At 42.4% G+C, this 17,496-nt stretch carries 16 protein-coding genes and 1 pseudogene; 9 read left to right on the plus strand and 8 right to left on the minus strand.

Going from position 1 to position 17,496, the window contains the following annotated elements; translation table 11 throughout:
• Positions 1 to 240 precede the first annotated feature (240 nt).
• From V7K46_RS25585 to V7K46_RS25600, 4 genes are all read right to left on the minus strand, one after another.
• Positions 241 to 495 carry a TIGR02450 family Trp-rich protein gene (locus tag V7K46_RS25585; RefSeq protein ID WP_273769533.1) on the minus strand — a complete coding sequence of 85 codons (255 nt, stop codon included), beginning with the start codon at positions 493 to 495 and terminating at the stop codon, positions 241 to 243.
• Between the two features lie 75 nt (positions 496 to 570).
• Complete coding sequence (locus V7K46_RS25590) at positions 571 to 945, minus strand: hypothetical protein (RefSeq protein WP_335118162.1); 375 nt, start codon at positions 943 to 945, stop codon at positions 571 to 573.
• A 134-nt stretch (positions 946 to 1,079) separates the two neighbouring features.
• Complete coding sequence (locus tag V7K46_RS25595) at positions 1,080 to 1,736, minus strand: GDYXXLXY domain-containing protein (protein ID WP_335118164.1); 657 nt, start codon at positions 1,734 to 1,736, stop codon at positions 1,080 to 1,082.
• A 170-nt stretch (positions 1,737 to 1,906) separates the two neighbouring features.
• Positions 1,907 to 3,355, minus strand: a complete 1,449-nt coding sequence (locus tag V7K46_RS25600; RefSeq protein ID WP_335118166.1) for a DUF2157 domain-containing protein — start codon at positions 3,353 to 3,355, stop codon at positions 1,907 to 1,909.
• 474 nt (positions 3,356 to 3,829) lie between these two features.
• On the opposite strand from V7K46_RS25600, the gene clpB reads away from it, so the two are divergent.
• Positions 3,830 to 6,448, plus strand: coding sequence for an ATP-dependent chaperone ClpB (gene clpB / locus V7K46_RS25605; protein ID WP_335118168.1), 2,619 nt, complete (start codon positions 3,830 to 3,832; stop codon positions 6,446 to 6,448).
• 75 nt (positions 6,449 to 6,523) lie between these two features.
• Here the strand turns inward: clpB and V7K46_RS25610 are convergent, their stop codons facing one another.
• Positions 6,524 to 7,084, minus strand: coding sequence for an SRPBCC family protein (locus V7K46_RS25610; RefSeq protein WP_335118170.1), 561 nt, complete (start codon positions 7,082 to 7,084; stop codon positions 6,524 to 6,526).
• Between the two features lie 420 nt (positions 7,085 to 7,504).
• Here V7K46_RS25610 and V7K46_RS25615 point away from each other — a divergent pair, with 420 nt between their 5' ends.
• The 5 genes and pseudogenes from V7K46_RS25615 to V7K46_RS25635 all read left to right on the plus strand — a co-directional run bounded on the left by V7K46_RS25615 (position 7,505) and on the right by V7K46_RS25635 (position 12,108).
• Entirely contained in the window at positions 7,505 to 7,699 is a 195-nt protein-coding gene (locus V7K46_RS25615; protein WP_335118172.1) for a hypothetical protein, read from the plus strand.
• A gap of 287 nt (positions 7,700 to 7,986) precedes the next feature.
• Positions 7,987 to 8,151: a rubredoxin gene (rd, locus tag V7K46_RS25620; RefSeq protein WP_335118174.1), complete on the plus strand. Its 165-nt coding sequence runs from the start codon at positions 7,987 to 7,989 to the stop codon at positions 8,149 to 8,151.
• A gap of 49 nt (positions 8,152 to 8,200) precedes the next feature.
• A complete protein-coding gene (locus V7K46_RS25625) occupies positions 8,201 to 9,433 on the plus strand; it encodes an NAD(P)/FAD-dependent oxidoreductase (RefSeq protein ID WP_335118176.1) in 1,233 nt (410 codons plus the stop codon).
• Positions 9,434 to 9,493: 60 nt separating this feature from the next.
• The gene (gene lpxD, locus V7K46_RS25630) at positions 9,494 to 10,546 is read left to right on the plus strand and encodes a UDP-3-O-(3-hydroxymyristoyl)glucosamine N-acyltransferase (protein ID WP_335118178.1); all 1,053 of its coding nucleotides are present in this window, start codon (positions 9,494 to 9,496) and stop codon (positions 10,544 to 10,546) included.
• Positions 10,547 to 11,041: 495 nt separating this feature from the next.
• Positions 11,042 to 12,108: pseudogene (locus V7K46_RS25635) on the plus strand (IS630 family transposase).
• Between the two features lie 60 nt (positions 12,109 to 12,168).
• On the opposite strand, the gene V7K46_RS25640 reads toward V7K46_RS25635, so the two are convergent.
• Positions 12,169 to 13,056, minus strand: coding sequence for a class I SAM-dependent methyltransferase (locus V7K46_RS25640; protein ID WP_335118180.1), 888 nt, complete (start codon positions 13,054 to 13,056; stop codon positions 12,169 to 12,171).
• A gap of 143 nt (positions 13,057 to 13,199) precedes the next feature.
• Here V7K46_RS25640 and V7K46_RS25645 point away from each other — a divergent pair, with 143 nt between their 5' ends.
• Positions 13,200 to 13,373: a hypothetical protein gene (locus V7K46_RS25645; protein WP_335118183.1), complete on the plus strand. Its 174-nt coding sequence runs from the start codon at positions 13,200 to 13,202 to the stop codon at positions 13,371 to 13,373.
• Positions 13,374 to 13,607: 234 nt separating this feature from the next.
• Here the strand turns inward: V7K46_RS25645 and V7K46_RS25650 are convergent, their stop codons facing one another.
• Both V7K46_RS25650 and V7K46_RS25655 read right to left on the minus strand, forming a co-directional pair.
• Positions 13,608 to 13,793 carry a hypothetical protein gene (locus tag V7K46_RS25650; protein ID WP_335118185.1) on the minus strand — a complete coding sequence of 62 codons (186 nt, stop codon included), beginning with the start codon at positions 13,791 to 13,793 and terminating at the stop codon, positions 13,608 to 13,610.
• A gap of 336 nt (positions 13,794 to 14,129) precedes the next feature.
• Positions 14,130 to 15,035 carry a CoB--CoM heterodisulfide reductase iron-sulfur subunit B family protein gene (locus V7K46_RS25655; RefSeq protein WP_298917196.1) on the minus strand — a complete coding sequence of 302 codons (906 nt, stop codon included), beginning with the start codon at positions 15,033 to 15,035 and terminating at the stop codon, positions 14,130 to 14,132.
• A 420-nt stretch (positions 15,036 to 15,455) separates the two neighbouring features.
• On the opposite strand from V7K46_RS25655, the gene acpP reads away from it, so the two are divergent.
• Both acpP and fabF read left to right on the plus strand, forming a co-directional pair.
• Positions 15,456 to 15,710, plus strand: coding sequence for an acyl carrier protein (acpP, locus tag V7K46_RS25660; protein ID WP_273768562.1), 255 nt, complete (start codon positions 15,456 to 15,458; stop codon positions 15,708 to 15,710).
• A gap of 335 nt (positions 15,711 to 16,045) precedes the next feature.
• The gene (gene fabF, locus V7K46_RS25665; RefSeq protein WP_335118188.1) at positions 16,046 to 17,296 is read left to right on the plus strand and encodes a beta-ketoacyl-ACP synthase II; all 1,251 of its coding nucleotides are present in this window, start codon (positions 16,046 to 16,048) and stop codon (positions 17,294 to 17,296) included.
• Positions 17,297 to 17,496 lie beyond the last annotated feature (200 nt).

Here is a 17,496-nt window from a genome sequence, read left to right on the forward strand (position 1 = left end):
GAGTTAATCTCCTGTTTGACCAGTTATGATTTTATCCTCGAAGCTCTATTTCATGAAGCTTTATTCTATGCATCTTCATAGAGAATTGGTATAAGATTATTAAATTCTTTCTAATGTGCTGATTAAAACGTCATACTCAGGTTATACTTAGAAATACATGTTATTGTTCTGCTGCCGCCAGTGAAGGATGTGGCATCCTACTAATGGGCATTCCCGCTCTCTGACTGGAAACGAGGCAAATTAGGACACCTCAGTTTCAAGTTCCTGGATTTCCTGTAATGTTTGCCAGCCTGCTTGCCACTGGGAGTTATCTTGTAATAATTTGGCATTTATCCAGAAACGGACTTTAGGATCACAAGCAGCAACCATTTCGGCGTAAACCCACTTAGCCTGATTTTTCCGGTTGACAACTTGGAAGTGCCGCCAACCGTCTACTTTTTGCTGTGCTGTCCACTTAGAACCAACTAGGTAAGGAAATTTCGGTTTTTTAGTCATTTGTTTTTTAGTCATTTGTTATTGGGCATTGGGCATTGTTATTCTTCTTCTGCCCCCTGCTCCTCACTCCTACGGCTAAGATGTAACCAAATCGCCGTTACGGGTAAACTTCTGACAATGCAACTCACTATCTTGCTGGACGCATAGCGAAAACCATCTGATATGGCTCCAGCAGGTGTTGATGTTGTTGGTAATTTTGCGCTTTTTCTTAGAAAGGCGTTGTCTTACGACTTCATTAGGGCAAAGAATTTCTAACGTGCCCATACCATCTTCATAATTGACGATGCGAAATAGACACTCTTGCAACATAGCACGGCTGCTGCTGTCGAAGAACCGCTTAAACCTCTGTAGCTTTTCCCCTTCAGTCATTTGGCTGATGGGTTTTATTTTCAAGAAATCCTCATCCTCAAAATCAAAGTTATCATTTTCAAAGTCGTAGGGGTCAATCATTTTTAGCATCCACTAGGCGACCTGGAATTATGGTAACTCTGTGTGGGGGCAGGGGAATGAGAAGATACGGAAATGGTTTTGTACTATTGACTTGAAAGTTGATGGAGTTTAACAACACCTTGCACTGCTGAGAATTAAAAATGATATTTGCGATCGCGTACCCACATATTTATAGGTATCGCTTTACCTTGTGCATTCACTTTCACTTCCACTACTATTGGTTGCGGCTGTCCTGGTTTGATTGATCGGGCTTTAGAGATATCGTTGTTAATATCGTTCCGTTGATCCTCTGGGATGTAGTAAGTTTCTAAGCCATAAGTAATCGAATTATAGCCACTATATTGACCTTTTAAGGCTATCTGATTTGCAGCTAGAGAAGTTGGGAGTTGTCCACTTACGCGCACAGGTTTCCAAGCTTGAGGAATTCCACCAGAGGATTTTTGCTCTTCCAAAATTATATACAAGTTGGTTCCCTGAGCCAAAGGCTCGCCTCGTTTGTCGGTTGCAGGATTTTGCTTTACCAAATCTTCCCAACCAGGAAGTTTTTTTAAATTATCTATGCGAGAAATTTGATAATTTAGCGTCACAGAGTAACCGCGCAGCAAATCGTAAGGATCTACAGGTAGAGTTTGCAAAATAACTGTTTTACCTGTAACAAGTGTGTAAACTGATTGGGCTGGTACTGCCAAGATGATTGCTGTTTGAATTACCAGGGGAACTACAAACTGCCAAAGAACTATAGGCTTTTCTGAAGGTTCATTTTGCAAAGGTAATGCTTGATTAGTTTCCATAGAGAATAATCCTAAAAATGAGTTTTAACTATTGAATGAGCAGCTTTTTTGAATTCATAAAATTCTTACACAAATTCTGCAATGCACTTGATATTTATTAAACGAACCGCAAAAGATACAACGGAAGATATGGTTCAAGTAATTAGTGCTTTCTTGACAGAGAATTTGTATTATGACCGATTCTCATCAGAAGTTGATAAAACTGGTAAAGATGACAAATAACGTTCAAACCACAATCCAGCAAAAATTACAGCGACACCGCACAAAACAAAAACTAAAGATTTGAAGAGTAAAGCGGTGTCGTACTCTAGGGTTCGGCTGATAATTTGTAGTGTTAATAATACTACTCCACCCCAAAAATCGCGTCGTTGTCCTAACTCCAGCGCTTCCCGAATTAGTTCAAAACCTAACACTGCTAAAAGGACATTAAAAGCAAATATGGGAATGGCTGGAATCAAAGTGATAGCTTGATGAACGAAGATTAATAAGGCAGTTATAACAATCAAGCTGCCAATAAAGATTGTCTTGATATCTATTCCTTGGCGTTCCCTGTTGCTTGTTGACCGTAGCAAATGCCACCATTGCCACAGAGCTAAAGCTGTGAAAATTGCCACATCAAGAAAGGATAGCGAAGTTGCTAAGTGATTATTTTGAAATTCAGTGTAATAAGCAACAGATGGAGCTGACCATAACCAACGGAAAGACAGGTAGTAAAACGTGATGCTGAAAAACACCCTAGTTAGAGTTCTGGCAAAGGGCTGAAATAGCCTGGAAGAAACTCGCCAAAATAGTAAGTCATCATAACTCCACAATAATGCTGGGGGGAGGGCAAAGGCAGCTATAGCAATCCAAGGTGGAGCATCTCTATATGTCAGAACTTGCAGCGACTGGAGATGAAATTGCCAGGATGTAACAAATGCGATCGCTGCAATTCTGAAAATCCAACGGGAACGACACCAGTAAGCTAGAGGTACAAACACTACACCTAAGAGTAGGGGCAGATGTTGCATTACCAGCCGCGCCCATGTCAGCTCATTTTGTGCAAAGTACCCATCAAATAATCCTATCGAATACCCGATTAGCACTAGAATCAGGGCAAGCATCCCCAAGGAAGTCAAGCGCAGACCGTAAGCCATTAGTAAAACAGCCAACCCCCAAATTAAGAACAGTTCGTAACTTGAACCGCTAATATGGAACATTTGCGCCAACAGCCCTATATTTGCGCCTATCGTCAACGCACCTAAAAGTAGCAAGCCTTCTCCGAAGACCTGTTGGCGGCGTTTTCGGCTCCTTGGGGAAATATTATTGCTTGCAGGTTGTCTCCACAAAATAAAACCAGCAATATTAGTTATCAGAAATAAACTTAACAGTAGTATTAACTTGGCTTCTCTATTCAAAGCTTGCCAGTTGGCAGCTACAAAAGTAATTACACCTAAGCCTAACAATGTTGCACCCACAGCGATCAAGATAAAAACGAAGCGATCGCGAGCGGCAGTTTCTAAATTATTAAATTGATACCTTTGTGCGAGTATTTGGTAAAAATCGGCATCAATAAGTCCTTCATCCTGCCATAGTTGCGCTTCTTGACGCAACTGGCGGCGAAAATTATCAAGTAACATGATTTTCTCCAAGGCTGTAAGCAAATTGAATCTGAGACGAGAATTATGCTCGTCAGATCAATGAAGCTAATTATACTTACAGTGTCGATCGACTGTTTTACGCAATAGAGGCGTGAAAGTAAAGATGGGCTTGACACCATTTAAGGCGATCGCCTAGTTCATTGCCTCAAACATCTCACGACTGCCTAAAAAGTAAAATAAGGAATTTTTTTTCCACGAGCGGTAATACTACTACTCTATAAAGATGTAAAGACCGATCCAGCTAGTCACCTCCATGTTTTTACAATGACGATATCAGAACAAAACTGATTCTTGTTCTGTATGCGATGGACACTTCGCCCAAAAAGTGTTCCCCCAAAGTTCTGATATCTGAAGACAAGCTGCTGTCCGGGCGATTATGTCGGAAGTCGGTACTCAGATAACTCTGGGCAGCATTGTCTCATGGTTGGGCGTTTACGTTCCTCAAAAAAGCCTATGCAACCAACTAATCCAAATCAATTTACAGAAAAAGCCTGGGAAGCGATCACCCATACCCCAGATATTGTTAAACAATATCAACAACAGCAGATAGAAAGTGAACACCTGATGAAAGCGCTGCTAGAACAAGATGGTCTAGCAACTGGGATTCTCACCAAAGCGGGTGTTAACCTCCAAAAACTGCGCGATCGCACTGAGCAATTTTTTCAACGTCAGCCGAAAGTATCTGGTAATAGTACCTCAGTATACTTAGGACGCAGCTTGGATACACTGTTAGATCGAGCAGACGGATATCGCAAAGAGTTTCAAGACGAATATATTTCAATTGAACACTTATTGCTGGCTTATGCTAAAGATGACCGCTTTGGCAAAGGTTTATTCCAAGAGTTTGGTTTAGACGAAGGCAAACTCAAAAATATTATTAAACAAATTCGTGGGAGTCAAAAAGTGACCGACCAAAATCCAGAAGGCAAATACGAAGCACTGGAAAAATACGGGCGTGACCTTACAGAAGCCGCGCGTAAAGGTCAACTCGATCCAGTGATTGGGCGAGATGATGAAATTCGCCGCACTGTGCAAATTCTATCTCGCCGTACCAAAAATAACCCTGTGCTAATTGGTGAACCGGGTGTTGGTAAAACTGCGATCGCCGAAGGATTAGCACAGCGCATTATCGCAGGTGATGTACCCCAATCCCTCAAAGACTGCAAGCTAATTGCTTTAGATATGGGTGCTTTGATTGCAGGGGCAAAATTCCGGGGTGAATTTGAAGAACGGCTGAAAGCAGTATTAAAAGAAGTTACTGAATCTACTGGCAAGATTGTTTTATTTATTGATGAAATTCATACTGTTGTCGGCGCTGGTGCAACCCAAGGCGCGATGGATGCTAGTAACTTATTAAAACCGATGTTGGCGCGGGGCGAATTGCGCTGTATTGGGGCGACAACTCTGGATGAATACCGCAAACATATTGAAAAAGATGCCGCACTGGAAAGACGCTTCCAACAAGTTTATGTCGATCAGCCTAGTGTCGAAGATAGTATTTCGATTTTGCGCGGGTTGAGAGAACGTTATGAAAACCACCACGGGGTGAAGATTTCTGATAGTGCTTTAGTTGCAGCAGCCGTATTGTCGAGTCGATATATTAGCGATCGCTTCTTACCAGATAAGGCAATTGACTTGGTGGACGAGGCCGCCGCAAGATTAAAAATGGAGATTACCTCCAAACCAGAAGAACTCGACGAAATTGATCGTAAGATTCTGCAATTGGAAATGGAGAAGCTATCGCTACAAAAAGAAAGTGATGCCGCTTCTCGTGAACGTCTAATAAGACTCGAAAAAGAAATTGCTGATCTCAAAGAAGACCAAAGAACATTGAATACTCAATGGCAATCAGAAAAAGATATCATTGACAAAATTCAGTCTGTTAAAAAAGAGATTGAACAGGTCAATCTAGAGATTCAGCAAGCAGAACGCGATTACGACCTTAACCGTGCTGCGGAGTTGAAATACGGCAATTTAACCAGTTTGCATCGTCAATTGGAAGCAGTAGAAACTGAATTGGCAAATGCCCAAAGAAGTGGTAAATCACTATTACGGGAAGAAGTTACAGAAGGTGATATTGCTGAAATTATTTCTAAATGGACAGGAATTCCCATCAGCAAGTTGGTGGAATCTGAGAAAGAAAAACTGCTGCATTTAGAAGATGAACTGCACCGCCGGGTGGTTGGACAAGAAGAAGCAGTCACAGCCGTAGCGGATGCAATTCAGCGATCGCGGGCTGGACTAGCTGATCCGAATCGTCCCATCGCTAGCTTTATTTTCCTTGGGCCGACAGGTGTAGGTAAAACCGAGTTGGCGAAAGCGCTGGCGGCGTATATGTTCGATAGCGAAGATGCGCTAGTGCGAATCGATATGTCTGAGTATATGGAGAAACACGCCGTTTCAAGGCTTATTGGTGCGCCTCCAGGATATGTAGGTTATGAAGAAGGCGGACAACTTACAGAAGCGATTCGGCGGCGTCCTTACTCAGTGATTCTCTTCGACGAAATCGAGAAAGCACACCCCGATGTCTTCAATATCTTCTTGCAAATTCTCGATGATGGTCGCGTCACTGATGCCCAAGGTCATAAAGTGGACTTTAAAAACGCTATTATCATCATGACCAGCAATATCGGTTCGCAATACATTCTTGATATCGCTGGGGATAACGCCCACTACGACGAAATGCGCCGTCGAGTCATGGAGGCGATGCGGAATAGCTTCCGTCCAGAGTTCCTGAACCGGATTGACGAAATCATCATCTTCCACGGTTTAGATAAGAAGGAATTGCGGCAAATTGTGCTATTGCAAGTGGAAAGATTGCGGCAAAGACTCAGCGATCGCAAAATATCCCTCAAGCTCTCGGATGCTGCACTTGACTTTTTAGCAGAAGTAGGCTATGACCCCGTATATGGGGCGCGTCCACTGAAGCGGGCGATTCAGCGGGAGTTAGAAACTCAAATTGCTAAATCCATCTTGCGCGGCGAATTCAACGACGGCAACACTATTTTTGTAGATGTGCAAAATGAGCGTCTTTCTTTTAGTCGCCTACCTGTTGAGGTATTTACTAGTTAATTCAGTAAGTAATAACCTCCCGCAAAGACGCAAAGTTAAACAAATGCGTCTTTGCGTTTTTTTGTGACATTGCTTTTACTGATTCTTACAAAGCACTTGTCGCATTTTACGCATATTTGCAGGCAACTCTAAGTTCATTGCTTGTTGAATAAAAATTGATGGAATCGGTATAAGAGGTGTAGCTTGCACAGTATAAGCAAGTATTGTGCCATTACCACAATCTTTTAGTTCTAAATTGGCGTGAAAGTCCTCAAAAGTCCCTTTTTCCATGCGAAATTGGATTTGCTGCCCCAGCACTTCCATGACGTTGAGGTAAATTTCAACTTGAGCGGTGAAAAAGAAAAAGGCTTTTTGTGCTGCTTGATACAGATGCTTAACTTCACCTCTGTACATGACTTCGCTTTTAGTGATGTCAGGAAAATATTGCACCCACCGGGGATAATCAGTTAATTGCTGCCAAACTTGCGATCGCACCATCGGCAAATACATCCAGGCTGTCACAGCGCCACCCCACATCTTGTGCGATCGCGTTTCTACCAAAATTTCACCCTGTACCAGTAACCTTTGCTTGTCTTGACTCCAAGCCATATCTGAACCTGCAATAATTGAGTCTGATATATAAGAAGATGCAGACATAATGATTTTAGTTACTCCTCAACTCATCCACCTAACGGAGTTGAAACTGCAAGCTATAAAACTTGATTTAGATCCAACCCACTAAATTTTAGTTCTAGTCTAATCCCTATGTTTTCCATAAACAGTGAATTTTCAGTAATTATTTCAGTCACTTTACTGTAAAAACTGTAGTTCTTATTACAATTAACACAATTAATACTTAAGTTAATTTTATCAGAGCAATATTTGGAAATGAAAAACTGCGTTGTTAACAGCTAGAATGGCACAAACACAACCTAATATCAAGCACCTTACCCCAGCGTTTGGATAGTGTCTCTCTATTTTTACGTGTTATTTCTGATGAAACTGCAAATTCATCGTAAGTTCATATCTTCTTGTCAATATCAAGTGTAATCTCTGTTGAGTTGAGAGGAAAACTAGGTGAGTCAATCTTCTTTAAATCGTAGATTAATCCAGATTTTTGGTATTCTTCTTGGCATTAGTGTAGCTGTCTGGGTACTAAGAGGCTTAGGTATTCTCACTTTTCTTCCAGGTGGAATTATTTGGCTACTACTACTAGGGGCGATCGCGATCGCGATTATCAGTTACGCCCAAAGGAGATGGTGGCGGATTTAATCTGATTTCTTTTGAGGATAGCTGGGATAATCTCGGAAATTTCCCCCAAGGGTACACGCCTTTATTTGATGATTTTCATGCCTTAGTACCGCAAGGCGGAAGTCAAAAATCAAAAGTCAAAAGTCAAAAGTATTACGGAATGGGCTTTTTAGGGTTTTTAAATGGTTGCTCTATTTCCGCCGTGGCGTACTAGTCTCCTCTTAAGAATTGTGGCGTGCCTATTTTGACACACAGCCAAAAGGATTTAATAGGGAAGCAAGTCCAACAATTTACTAGGGGAAACGAACATGGCAAAGTATATATGTACTGTTTGCGCTTATGAATATGACCCAGAACAAGGCGATCCAGATAGCGGCATAGCACCGGGAACAGCCTTTGAAGATATAGCAGATGATTGGTCATGTCCAGTTTGCGGTGTCACAAAAGACCAATTTGAACCAGTTGAAGAGTGAAGATAACGGCTAGCCTAGTAAGGTACATGCTATTGAGAAATTTTAAAACTTGCTACCGTTACGAATCGTAGTTATTGGGGGTGGGGCAGCGGGATTTTTTGGCGCGATCGCTTGTGCTAAAGCCAATCCTGATGCCGAAGTTACTTTACTCGAAGCCAGTCGCCAACCCCTGGCGAAAGTGCTAATTTCTGGTGGCGGCCGCTGCAACGTCACTCACGCTTGCTTTGACCCTGAGGAGTTAGTCCAAAATTATCCCAGAGGGGCAAAAGCTTTGCGAGGTGCTTTGACTCGGTTTGGGCCTCAAGATACAGTAGCTTGGTTTGCTGCTGGTGGAGTTTATCTCAAAACTGAAGCTGATGGCCGGATGTTTCCTGTCACCAATACTTCAGAAACTATTGTGGAATGTCTGATTAAATCGCTGGCGACATCTGGGGTAAAACTTCGTATCGGTACACCTGTAACTTCGGTGACCGCAGCAGATGGAGGGTTTGATATTTTTCTGAAGTCGGGAGATCCGATTAAATGCGATCGCCTACTTCTTGCGACCGGCAGTAGCCCTGTGGGTTATAAAATTGTCCAAGAGTTAGGTCATCAAATTGAACCGCCAGTACCCTCGTTATTTACCTTCAACATTGTCGATCAAAAGTTGAGGGAGTTAGCTGGAGTTAGCGTTAACCCTGCCCAATTGCGGTTATCTGTGGGCGGAAAATCCCAATTACAACAAACTGGGCCATTACTAATTACCCACTGGGGTTTGAGTGGCCCCGCAATTCTGAAGCTTTCTGCTTGGGGTGCAAGAGTTCTGCACGAAAGCCGCTATCAAGCCAGATTATTGATTAATTGGCTGCCCCATTTGCGCCAAGAACAAGTGCGAGAAAAAATTTTAGCAGTTAAGGATGAATGGGGAAAGAAAGCGATCGCATTGCATCGCGGCGTTGATCTACCCCATCGTCTTTGGCAATATATCATCGCCCGTGCAGGCATTACCACAGAAGACCGTTGGGCAGAAATATCTAGTAAAACCTTAAATCAACTGGTGCAAGAACTTACTCAAGGACAATACTTAACTAACGGTAAAGGAGCCTTCAAAGAAGAATTTGTTACCTGTGGCGGCGTCCACCTCAAAGAAGTCAACTTCAAGACGATGGAAAGTAGGTTAGTTCCTGGTCTTTATTTTGCCGGAGAAATCTTAGATATTGATGGCGTCACCGGTGGGTTTAACTTCCAAAGTGCTTGGACAACCGGGTATTTAGCAGGGGTAGCAATGGCGACTAGCGATTAGCACAAAGCGGCAAAAATAAAGCTACCATCCTTTGTAGATCAATTTTGAACACACCCAACAATGAAATTCAGCGAAATCCTCCGCCAATTCGGTGACGCGCCCACCAATCATAGCCTGACTAGCAACCCAGACCATGACCCAGAAATTACAGGTGTAGCAGCCATTGATGAAGCTAGCAACGGTACTCTCAGCTACGTAGAAAGTGCAAAATTTGGGTCTTTTATTGGCAAGACTAATGCTAGTGCTTTAATTTTGCCCCAGGACGAAAAATTACAGGCGCTTGCACAGGAGAACGGTATTGCTTGGCTAGCAACCCCAGATCCGCGATTATTATTTGCCAAAGCGATCGCACTTTTTTACCAACCATATCGCCCCGTCCCAGAAATTCATCCCACCGCTGTGATTCACTCCACCGCAAAAGTTGGTAGCGATGTTTACATTGGCCCCCATGCTGTGATTCAACAAGGGGTAGAAATTGGCAATGGCGCAATCATTCATCCGAATGTGGTGATTTATCCAGATGTTAAAATAGGCGATCGCACCACCTTACACGCCAATTGCACCATCCACGAACGCACCCACATCGGTGCAGATTGCGTCATTCACAGTGGTGCTGTCATCGGTGCAGAAGGTTTTGGTTTTGTTCCTACCCGGACTGGTTGGTTCAAAATGGAACAATCCGGCTATACAGTTTTAGAAGATGGTGTAGAAGTTGGCTGCAACAGTGGCATTGACCGCCCATCTGTTGGAGAAACACGGGTAGGTCGGAATACAGTAATTGATAGTTTAGTGCAAATAGGTCACGGTTGCAAAATTGGTTCTGGCTGTGCGATCGCAGGTCAAGTTGGCATGGCGGGAGGTGTTCAACTGGGAAATCGCGTTATTTTAGCTGGACAAACAGGAATAGTTAATCAAGTGAAGATGGGAGATGGGTCAATGACATCTGCTCAAACTGGAATTCACAACGATGTTGCACCAGGAGAAATTGTCTGCGGAACTCCAGCCCTTCCTTACAAACTATATCTCAAGGTATCTGCTGTTTATGGTCGCCTGCCAGAGATGTATCAATCGCTAAAACAATTGCAACGTAAATTTAAAAATAGCAATGATTAACTTCATCTAAACCTGCATTTCTCCCACCACCAATCTGAGTGCAGATGTAGTGGGGGTATCCTGGAGGTTTAGATGAATTTGATTTCGGTGTGGCAAATACATTCCCAAAAGCATGTATACCATAACCGGACGTGAATTCGACGGCTCATATAGTGTTCGTCTAATTAGCTGAATCAAAAGACCTCTAAGAGATTTTACTGCCTAAAACCGTCCCTCTCCAACGGGCGAGAGGGACAGACTTGAACTAAAGTTCAAGGCAGGGAGAGATTCGTTGAACTCGATCAGATTTGTTAACTGCCAAATAGTGAGGCGTACCGAGGCGATGTCATTGGAGTTCCAATATAGGCAGCCCCGTCTAAGCTTTCTGTAACAACCAATCTATCATTCTTCCTGACATATCTCATTAATGTATAGCAATCCTAAATGAGTTGTGAAAAATCACAGTTGTTGATAAAGTGAATACTGCTGGTAGTAATAAGGCACATAACAGTACGGATGGAAGAGTTGATAGAGTTCATTCAATCAAACCCAGACCCTAGAGAATTAAAGCGGGCACTTGCTGTACAAATGGTGATGCAAAATTATAACCATTCAAAAATTATAAACATTTTAGGAGTGTCTGCAGGTTTTGTAAGCAAATGGAAATATATTTTTGTAGAACAGGGCATCACGGGATTGAGGCTATCGTATAAAGGGTCAAAGAGCTATCTTGATTCGGCACAAAAACAAATGGTATTAAATTGGCTTGAACAGAGGAATTACTGGCACCTCTCAGAATTGAAAAAGTACATAGAAGATAATTTTAATATAATCTTTGAGTCTCTTCAAAGCTATTACGACTTGTTTAAAGAGGCCCATATAAGTTGGAAAAAAACACAAAAAAAGAATCCTCGTAAAGATCCAGATTTAGTTACAAAAAAAAACTAGAAATAAGCGCATGGCTGGATGCACATAAGCGTGAGATAGCATCTGGAGAACTCGTAGTTTTCTTTGAAGATGAGTGTCATCTGTTGTGGGGAGACATTTGTGGTTATATTTGGGGTAGTCAAAAAGAAAGGATTGAAGTTCCAGTAATCAATGAACGAGAACGACAGACATATTTCGGCGCTCTAAATTATTACACACAATAATTTTTGATTAAGCCTTGTGAAAAAGGCAATAGTCGCAATGCAATTGCTTTCGTAGAATATTTAATTTCTCAATATCCAAAAAGTCGTATAGCCATCATTTGGGATGGAGCCAGCTATCATCGTTCTGCCGAGTTTAAAGCTTATTTAAATAAGATTAATCAAGGATTAAATGAAAACGAATATCAAGTGACTTGTATTCGCTTTGCTCCTAATGACCCATCACAAAATCCTGTAGAGGACGTCTGGTTGTATGCTAAAAACTTTATTCGAGAGTTTTACCACTTATGTAAATCATTTTCTCATATCAAAAGATTATTTGAACTTGTAACTCATTATCAAGTTTTTGAGTTTCCGAAAATATTTATGTATGGCTCATTTTTTCACAACTCCTGCACGGATAGCTATACTCACATCTTGCACCTGGAAATTTAATGTCAATTCCTTGACTAAGTGTCTGTTCCCTCTGAAAAACATCTCGGCTCAATGCCCTCACTATTCCACTGTTAATGTCCAAATATTAAAGTTCAGGGATTTATAGTTTTTGAACTCGGCTTCAGATATGTCTAATTTTTGCATTGCAGTTAGCTGATAACTTCCGTCTATTTGTGGAGAGATGCAACTCCTAAAACCTAAGTGTGAAAAAAAGTCCACAATCTGTTGTTGATTATCAAAGCCTGTTTTGTACACATCACGCTGCGTTGTGCCTTGGACCCCTCGCGCGATATTCTGCAATTCTGAGTGAGTCTGTAAACGTCCTTCATGTTCAGCGTTTGTTAGAAAATCAGGAGTGATCCACGCACCACCGAAGTGGGAAAGAACCGAATGGATGTTGCGTGCTGCCCTCTCCTTTTCTTCCATTGAAAGGTAATGATAAAGTCCTTCGTGGATGACGGCTACTGGATGATTTGGCTTAAAGTGACGGATGGCTGATTCAATTTCAGGAAACGAAAGAATGTTTACGGCATCAAAGAATAAATTCTTACGCTCTCTTAGACCGTGATTAGATATAATTCTTGACAGGATTTGTTGCTTTTCTTGCATTAGCTCAGGAAGATCTGTCTCCACATAAATATACTCTGGGTCTTCAGTCATAGCTAGTCCACGAAATGATAGCCCACTGGCTAATTCCAAAACCTGCGTAATGCCCTCTTTCCTTATCGCGCTGACAATACTTTTATAACGTATCTCAGCAGCAAGAGCTGCCCATTTCAAAAATTCTGGTGTGAGGTTCGTTCCTTGTGAGAAATTTTTTAAAACATCTTCTGCATGTATCAGTGTAGCAACATCCCTGGTAAAGGGAATATCTGAAAATTGCCGGAAATAAGCCACCAACTTGGCAGTCGGGCTAATCTTATTATGATCAGGACTAGTCGTTTTCATTGATTTACTCCTATTGTTGTTAGCGAGCGAGGATATTGTCTATGGTAAAGAGATTGTACTCTAAATACTAACCTTATAGAGGTTTGGATGTAGAATTATATAAACAATTAGCTGAAAGAGCTTAAGCACAATATAAATCAAAAATGCATAGTGATAGACCTTTCTGGCATCCATTAGCTGAAGAATCTTTGAACGCAGACGGGGAAATTGAATATAATTGCTGGGCAGTTGCAAGTTTTCATATTTTCGCAATTGTTAAGCACCCTGAAAATAAAAAACTTGAAGAAAAGATAATTGAAAATACTTTTTACAATTAAGGGTATCTGGGAATTCAGACGCGGCAGCTTCTGCTAAGAGCGATCACCCTTATTGCAACATCTAGAACTTAATTCCAGGGCTCTTGTTGACCGACGGCTCTTAGCGAAGCGTTTCCCAGATACCCGTCGGCACTCCACACGCTTATGTGTATTTACTACATTTTTCGGGCTGATTCATTGATTTTTTCTGCGCCTTCACCTGAATTTGTTCAAAGTATCAACAACTGTGATTTTTTACAAATGATTTAGGATTGCTATATTTTTTATGCCTTCAGCAGTTTCAAAAAAATAACCGTCATAAAGCCAGAAGTTTATCAAAATTCTTTCAGCACCTACACTGGAAAGTAAATTTTCAATTTGTTGATAATCTATACTTCTGCCTTGTCCTACTAGGTCATATGAAATAATAAATTTTTTCATGATTTTATTGCCTCTAAAAATTACTTTTTTAAAGTACATTAGTACTAAAAAAAAATAGAATCGTATAAATACGTAAGTTTATTCTTGAGCAGCAGTCAGAGACAGACAAATAGTGCATACCCCTGGCGAGATTGCGGTCATTGACAAATTATCTTTAATCATTAAACCCTGCTGGGTAGAGGCAATAATCAGCCAGTAGTGCCGATTGCCGATAAGCTGCTACTGACTATTGAAAATGTTGAAGAGGGGGTAAGGGCAAAACGTTGAAACTAAGCAGGTTTTCGCTTAAGTTGATCCCAATGAACATTGTTGTGCCCCTACCTTGTACTCCATAAACTAAAATCCTAATTTTTCCAACACTGGCTTTGTGGAAACAACGTGGCGTTCTAAACCCAGTTCTTTTGGACTAACCCCAAGTGCCAAAGCAATCAACTGGGGTAAATGCAACACTGGTAAACCTAGCTTCTGTTCAATAACCTTTTCCACCTCTGGCTGACGCGAATCTAAATTTAAGTGGCACAGTGGACAAGGCGTAACTATACAGTCAGCACCAGAAGTCAAAGCGTCCTGAATATGCATCCCCGCCATCTTGAAAGATTGGGTAGTGGCATAGCTAGCCAGAGGCCAACCACAACATTGTGTGCGGCCTCGGTAATAAATTGGTGTTGCACCCACTGCCCGAAACATATTTTCCATCGCTTCCGGTTGGAAGGGATCGTCATAGGGCATGTACTTTTGGGCGCGGAGGAGATAACAGCCATAAAAAGCCGCGCATTTTAATCCAGTTAACTTCCGGGTGACACGTTTGGTAATTTCCTCTAAACCGTAATCTGTTACCAAGGCGTAGAGGAGATGTTTTACGTCGGTACTGCCGCGATAAGGTGAACAGCCTTCTTTGTGCAGCAAGCCATTAACCTGTTGAATGTAGGTAGGGTCAGAAGTCTGGCATTCTTTCAGGTGTTCGTTGACGTGACCAATAACACCTTGACAAGTGCTGCAATGGGTAAGTAAAGGCAAATTTAATTCTTCTGCTAGGGTAATATTTCTGGCGTTGACTGTATCTTCTAGCAGTTGGGAATCTTCTTTAAATGTGCCAGAACCGCAGCAAGCAGCTTTTTTAAGTTCAACTAGTTCAATACCCAGTGCTTGGGTAAGCGCTTGAGTTGACTGGTAAAGTTCCCGACAGGCCCCTTGGGCAACACAACCGGGGAAGTAAGCGTATTTCAGGGTGTGAGATAGCATAGAAATATGTTTGGGTTAGAGCGATCGCTCTAAACAATAACTGTTTTATCATCCCTTGTTAGCACCGAAGTTCTGATGTTTGACGTTCAACGACCCTTTAACCGTCTAGGTTCAAAGTCGCAGCATCTACATATTCTTAATTGCTAGCAAGGCTGTAAATACTGATAGAGACATTGTAAAAAATTTTAGCAATAATTGGAAAACCGAAGCATTTACACGGTATCGGCGATGGCATAGCCCACTCCATTGCCCAAGTGTTAAGAGAAAACTTACCCTATTCTTTTTAGAAGAAAGGTTTTCTAACAGAAAAACCCTTGGCAGTATGCGGGCGATCGCGCTTGACGATAAGATGTATATGCTCAAAACAATGTCTCCTCTAAAGAGCAGATCCTAGCAAATGGTTAAGGACTTTTATTATTTATGAGCCAAACGGAACTTTTTGAAAAGGTCAAGAAAATCGTCACCGAACAATTGAGTGTTGACGATCCTGCCAAAATCACACCCCAGTCCAAGTTTATGGACGATCTAGGAGCAGATTCCTTAGATACCGTTGAACTGGTGATGGCCTTGGAAGAAGAATTTGATATCGAAATTCCCGATGAAGCTGCCGAGCAGATTATATCGGTTCAAGACGCAGTAGATTACATCAATAACAAAGTTACCGCATCAGCTTAATTAGGGATTGGGGATTGGGGAACTCGGGGCCCCCTCTGGGGATAAGGGGTAATGGGGATTGGGGATTGGGAAGATTTTCCCCGCACCTAGTCACCCTTCTCCTGTGGTCGTCGCTCTTGCTAGCTTGCTTTTGAGTAGGGGTACGGGTGACGCTTCTAACGTTGCTAACGTCAGTCGCTCATGGGCAGCCACTACGGTCTTCTCCCATTCGTGAGAGGCTAGCGCCTTCTCTACCTTGGGCTACGCATGGGAGAAGACCACGCTGGCTTACCCAGTACCTAGTCACTAATCTCGAATTTTTTGCCTGCTGCTTTTTCGCCATTTTTAAATGAATCATGACAGATCATACACGTAAACGCGTTGTTGTAACTGGTGTTGGCGCGATTACACCTATAGGTAACACAGCAACAGAATATTGGAACGGATTATTAAGTGGACGCAATGGCATTGACTACATCACACTTTTTGATGCGTCTCGCCATGATTGCCGCATTGCTGGTGAGGTGAAAAACTTCGATCCGCATGATTACTTGGAGCGTAAAGAGGCCAAGCGCATGGATCGATTTGCCCAATTTGGGGTTTCGGCAGCAAAACAGGCTCTAACTAACGCGGAGTTAGTTATTAATGAACTGAATGCAGAACAGGTAGGTGTGATGATCGGTTCTGGCGTTGGTGGCATTAAGGTATTAGAAGACCAGCAAACTATCTACCTCAACCGTGGCCCCGATCGCTGTAGTCCATTCATGATTCCGATGATGATCGCCAATATGGCCGCAGGATTAACGGCAATTCACACGGGTGCTAAAGGGCCAAACTCCTGTCCTGTAACTGCCTGCGCTGCTGGCTCTAACGCCATAGGAGATGCTTTTCGTCTCATTCAAGGGGGATATGCCCAGGCGATGATTTGCGGGGGAACGGAGTCAGCTGTCACACCATTGTCGATAGCTGGGTTCGCCGCCTGCAAGGCACTCTCTTTTAACAATGATGACCCAGCTCATGCTTGCCGTCCTTTTGACCGCGATCGCAACGGATTTGTTTTGGGTGAAGGTTCAGGAATTTTAATTCTAGAAGAACTGCAACACGCTATCAGTCGCGGCGCTCACATTTATGCGGAAATGATCGGCTATGGTATGACCTGTGACGCCTACCATATCACCTCCCCCGTTCCTGGTGGACTGGGAGCCGCTAGAGCGATAGAACTAGCGCTCAAGGATGCCGGGATAACTCCCGAACAAATTAGCTATATTAACGCCCACGGCACTAGTACCCCAGCTAATGATTCAACTGAAACCTCAGCAATCAAAAAAGCCTTGGGAGAACATGCCTATAAGGTGGCAATTAGCTCCACCAAATCGATGACAGGTCATTTATTGGGCGGTTCTGGAGGTATTGAAGCAGTGGCAACAGTACTAGCGATCGCTAATGACCAAATTCCACCGACAATCAATCTGGAAAATCCCGATCCAGAGTGTGACTTAGATTACGTGCCTAACTCTAGCCGCGCTGAAAAAGTCGAGGTGGCAATATCCAATTCTTTTGGGTTTGGCGGTCATAATGTCACACTAGTCTTTAAGAAATACGTCTAAAAATTTCCCATTTTATTGCTGGTCGGCTCTCCTGAGATGACTGTGCCAAAAGTATGATAGATATCATTCCGCTATAACTTAAGCGTTCAACATGACCCAATTATCAGCTTGATTTATCACCAGAAACTCAGGAGATCCCGCTTGTCCATCGACAAGCGGGAGTGGGATGATGAGGATACTGTGGGGAATCTAAAATAACC

The organism is Nostoc sp. (assembly GCF_036917395.1).
In the GTDB taxonomy this organism is placed as follows: Bacteria; Cyanobacteriota; Cyanobacteriia; order Cyanobacteriales; family Nostocaceae; genus Nostoc.

Excerpts from the sequence above, each read along its gene's own strand:
- V7K46_RS25645 (WP_335118183.1), top strand. The coding sequence starts at position 13,200 with ATGCATAGTGATAGACCTTTCTGGCATCCATTAGCTGAAGAATCTTTG.
- lpxD (WP_335118178.1), top strand. The coding sequence starts at position 9,494 with ATGAAATTCAGCGAAATCCTCCGCCAATTCGGTGACGCGCCCACCAAT.
- V7K46_RS25595 (WP_335118164.1), bottom strand. The coding sequence starts at position 1,736 with ATGGAAACTAATCAAGCATTACCTTTGCAAAATGAACCTTCAGAAAAG.
- V7K46_RS25600 (WP_335118166.1), bottom strand. The coding sequence starts at position 3,355 with ATGTTACTTGATAATTTTCGCCGCCAGTTGCGTCAAGAAGCGCAACTA.
- V7K46_RS25585 (WP_273769533.1), bottom strand. The coding sequence starts at position 495 with ATGACTAAAAAACCGAAATTTCCTTACCTAGTTGGTTCTAAGTGGACA.
- clpB (WP_335118168.1), top strand. The coding sequence starts at position 3,830 with ATGCAACCAACTAATCCAAATCAATTTACAGAAAAAGCCTGGGAAGCG.
- V7K46_RS25650 (WP_335118185.1), bottom strand. The coding sequence starts at position 13,793 with ATGAAAAAATTTATTATTTCATATGACCTAGTAGGACAAGGCAGAAGT.
- V7K46_RS25610 (WP_335118170.1), bottom strand. The coding sequence starts at position 7,084 with ATGTCTGCATCTTCTTATATATCAGACTCAATTATTGCAGGTTCAGAT.
- rd (WP_335118174.1), top strand. The coding sequence starts at position 7,987 with ATGGCAAAGTATATATGTACTGTTTGCGCTTATGAATATGACCCAGAA.
- V7K46_RS25590 (WP_335118162.1), bottom strand. The coding sequence starts at position 945 with ATGATTGACCCCTACGACTTTGAAAATGATAACTTTGATTTTGAGGAT.
- fabF (WP_335118188.1), top strand. The coding sequence starts at position 16,046 with ATGACAGATCATACACGTAAACGCGTTGTTGTAACTGGTGTTGGCGCG.
- V7K46_RS25655 (WP_298917196.1), bottom strand. The coding sequence starts at position 15,035 with ATGCTATCTCACACCCTGAAATACGCTTACTTCCCCGGTTGTGTTGCC.
- acpP (WP_273768562.1), top strand. The coding sequence starts at position 15,456 with ATGAGCCAAACGGAACTTTTTGAAAAGGTCAAGAAAATCGTCACCGAA.
- V7K46_RS25640 (WP_335118180.1), bottom strand. The coding sequence starts at position 13,056 with ATGAAAACGACTAGTCCTGATCATAATAAGATTAGCCCGACTGCCAAG.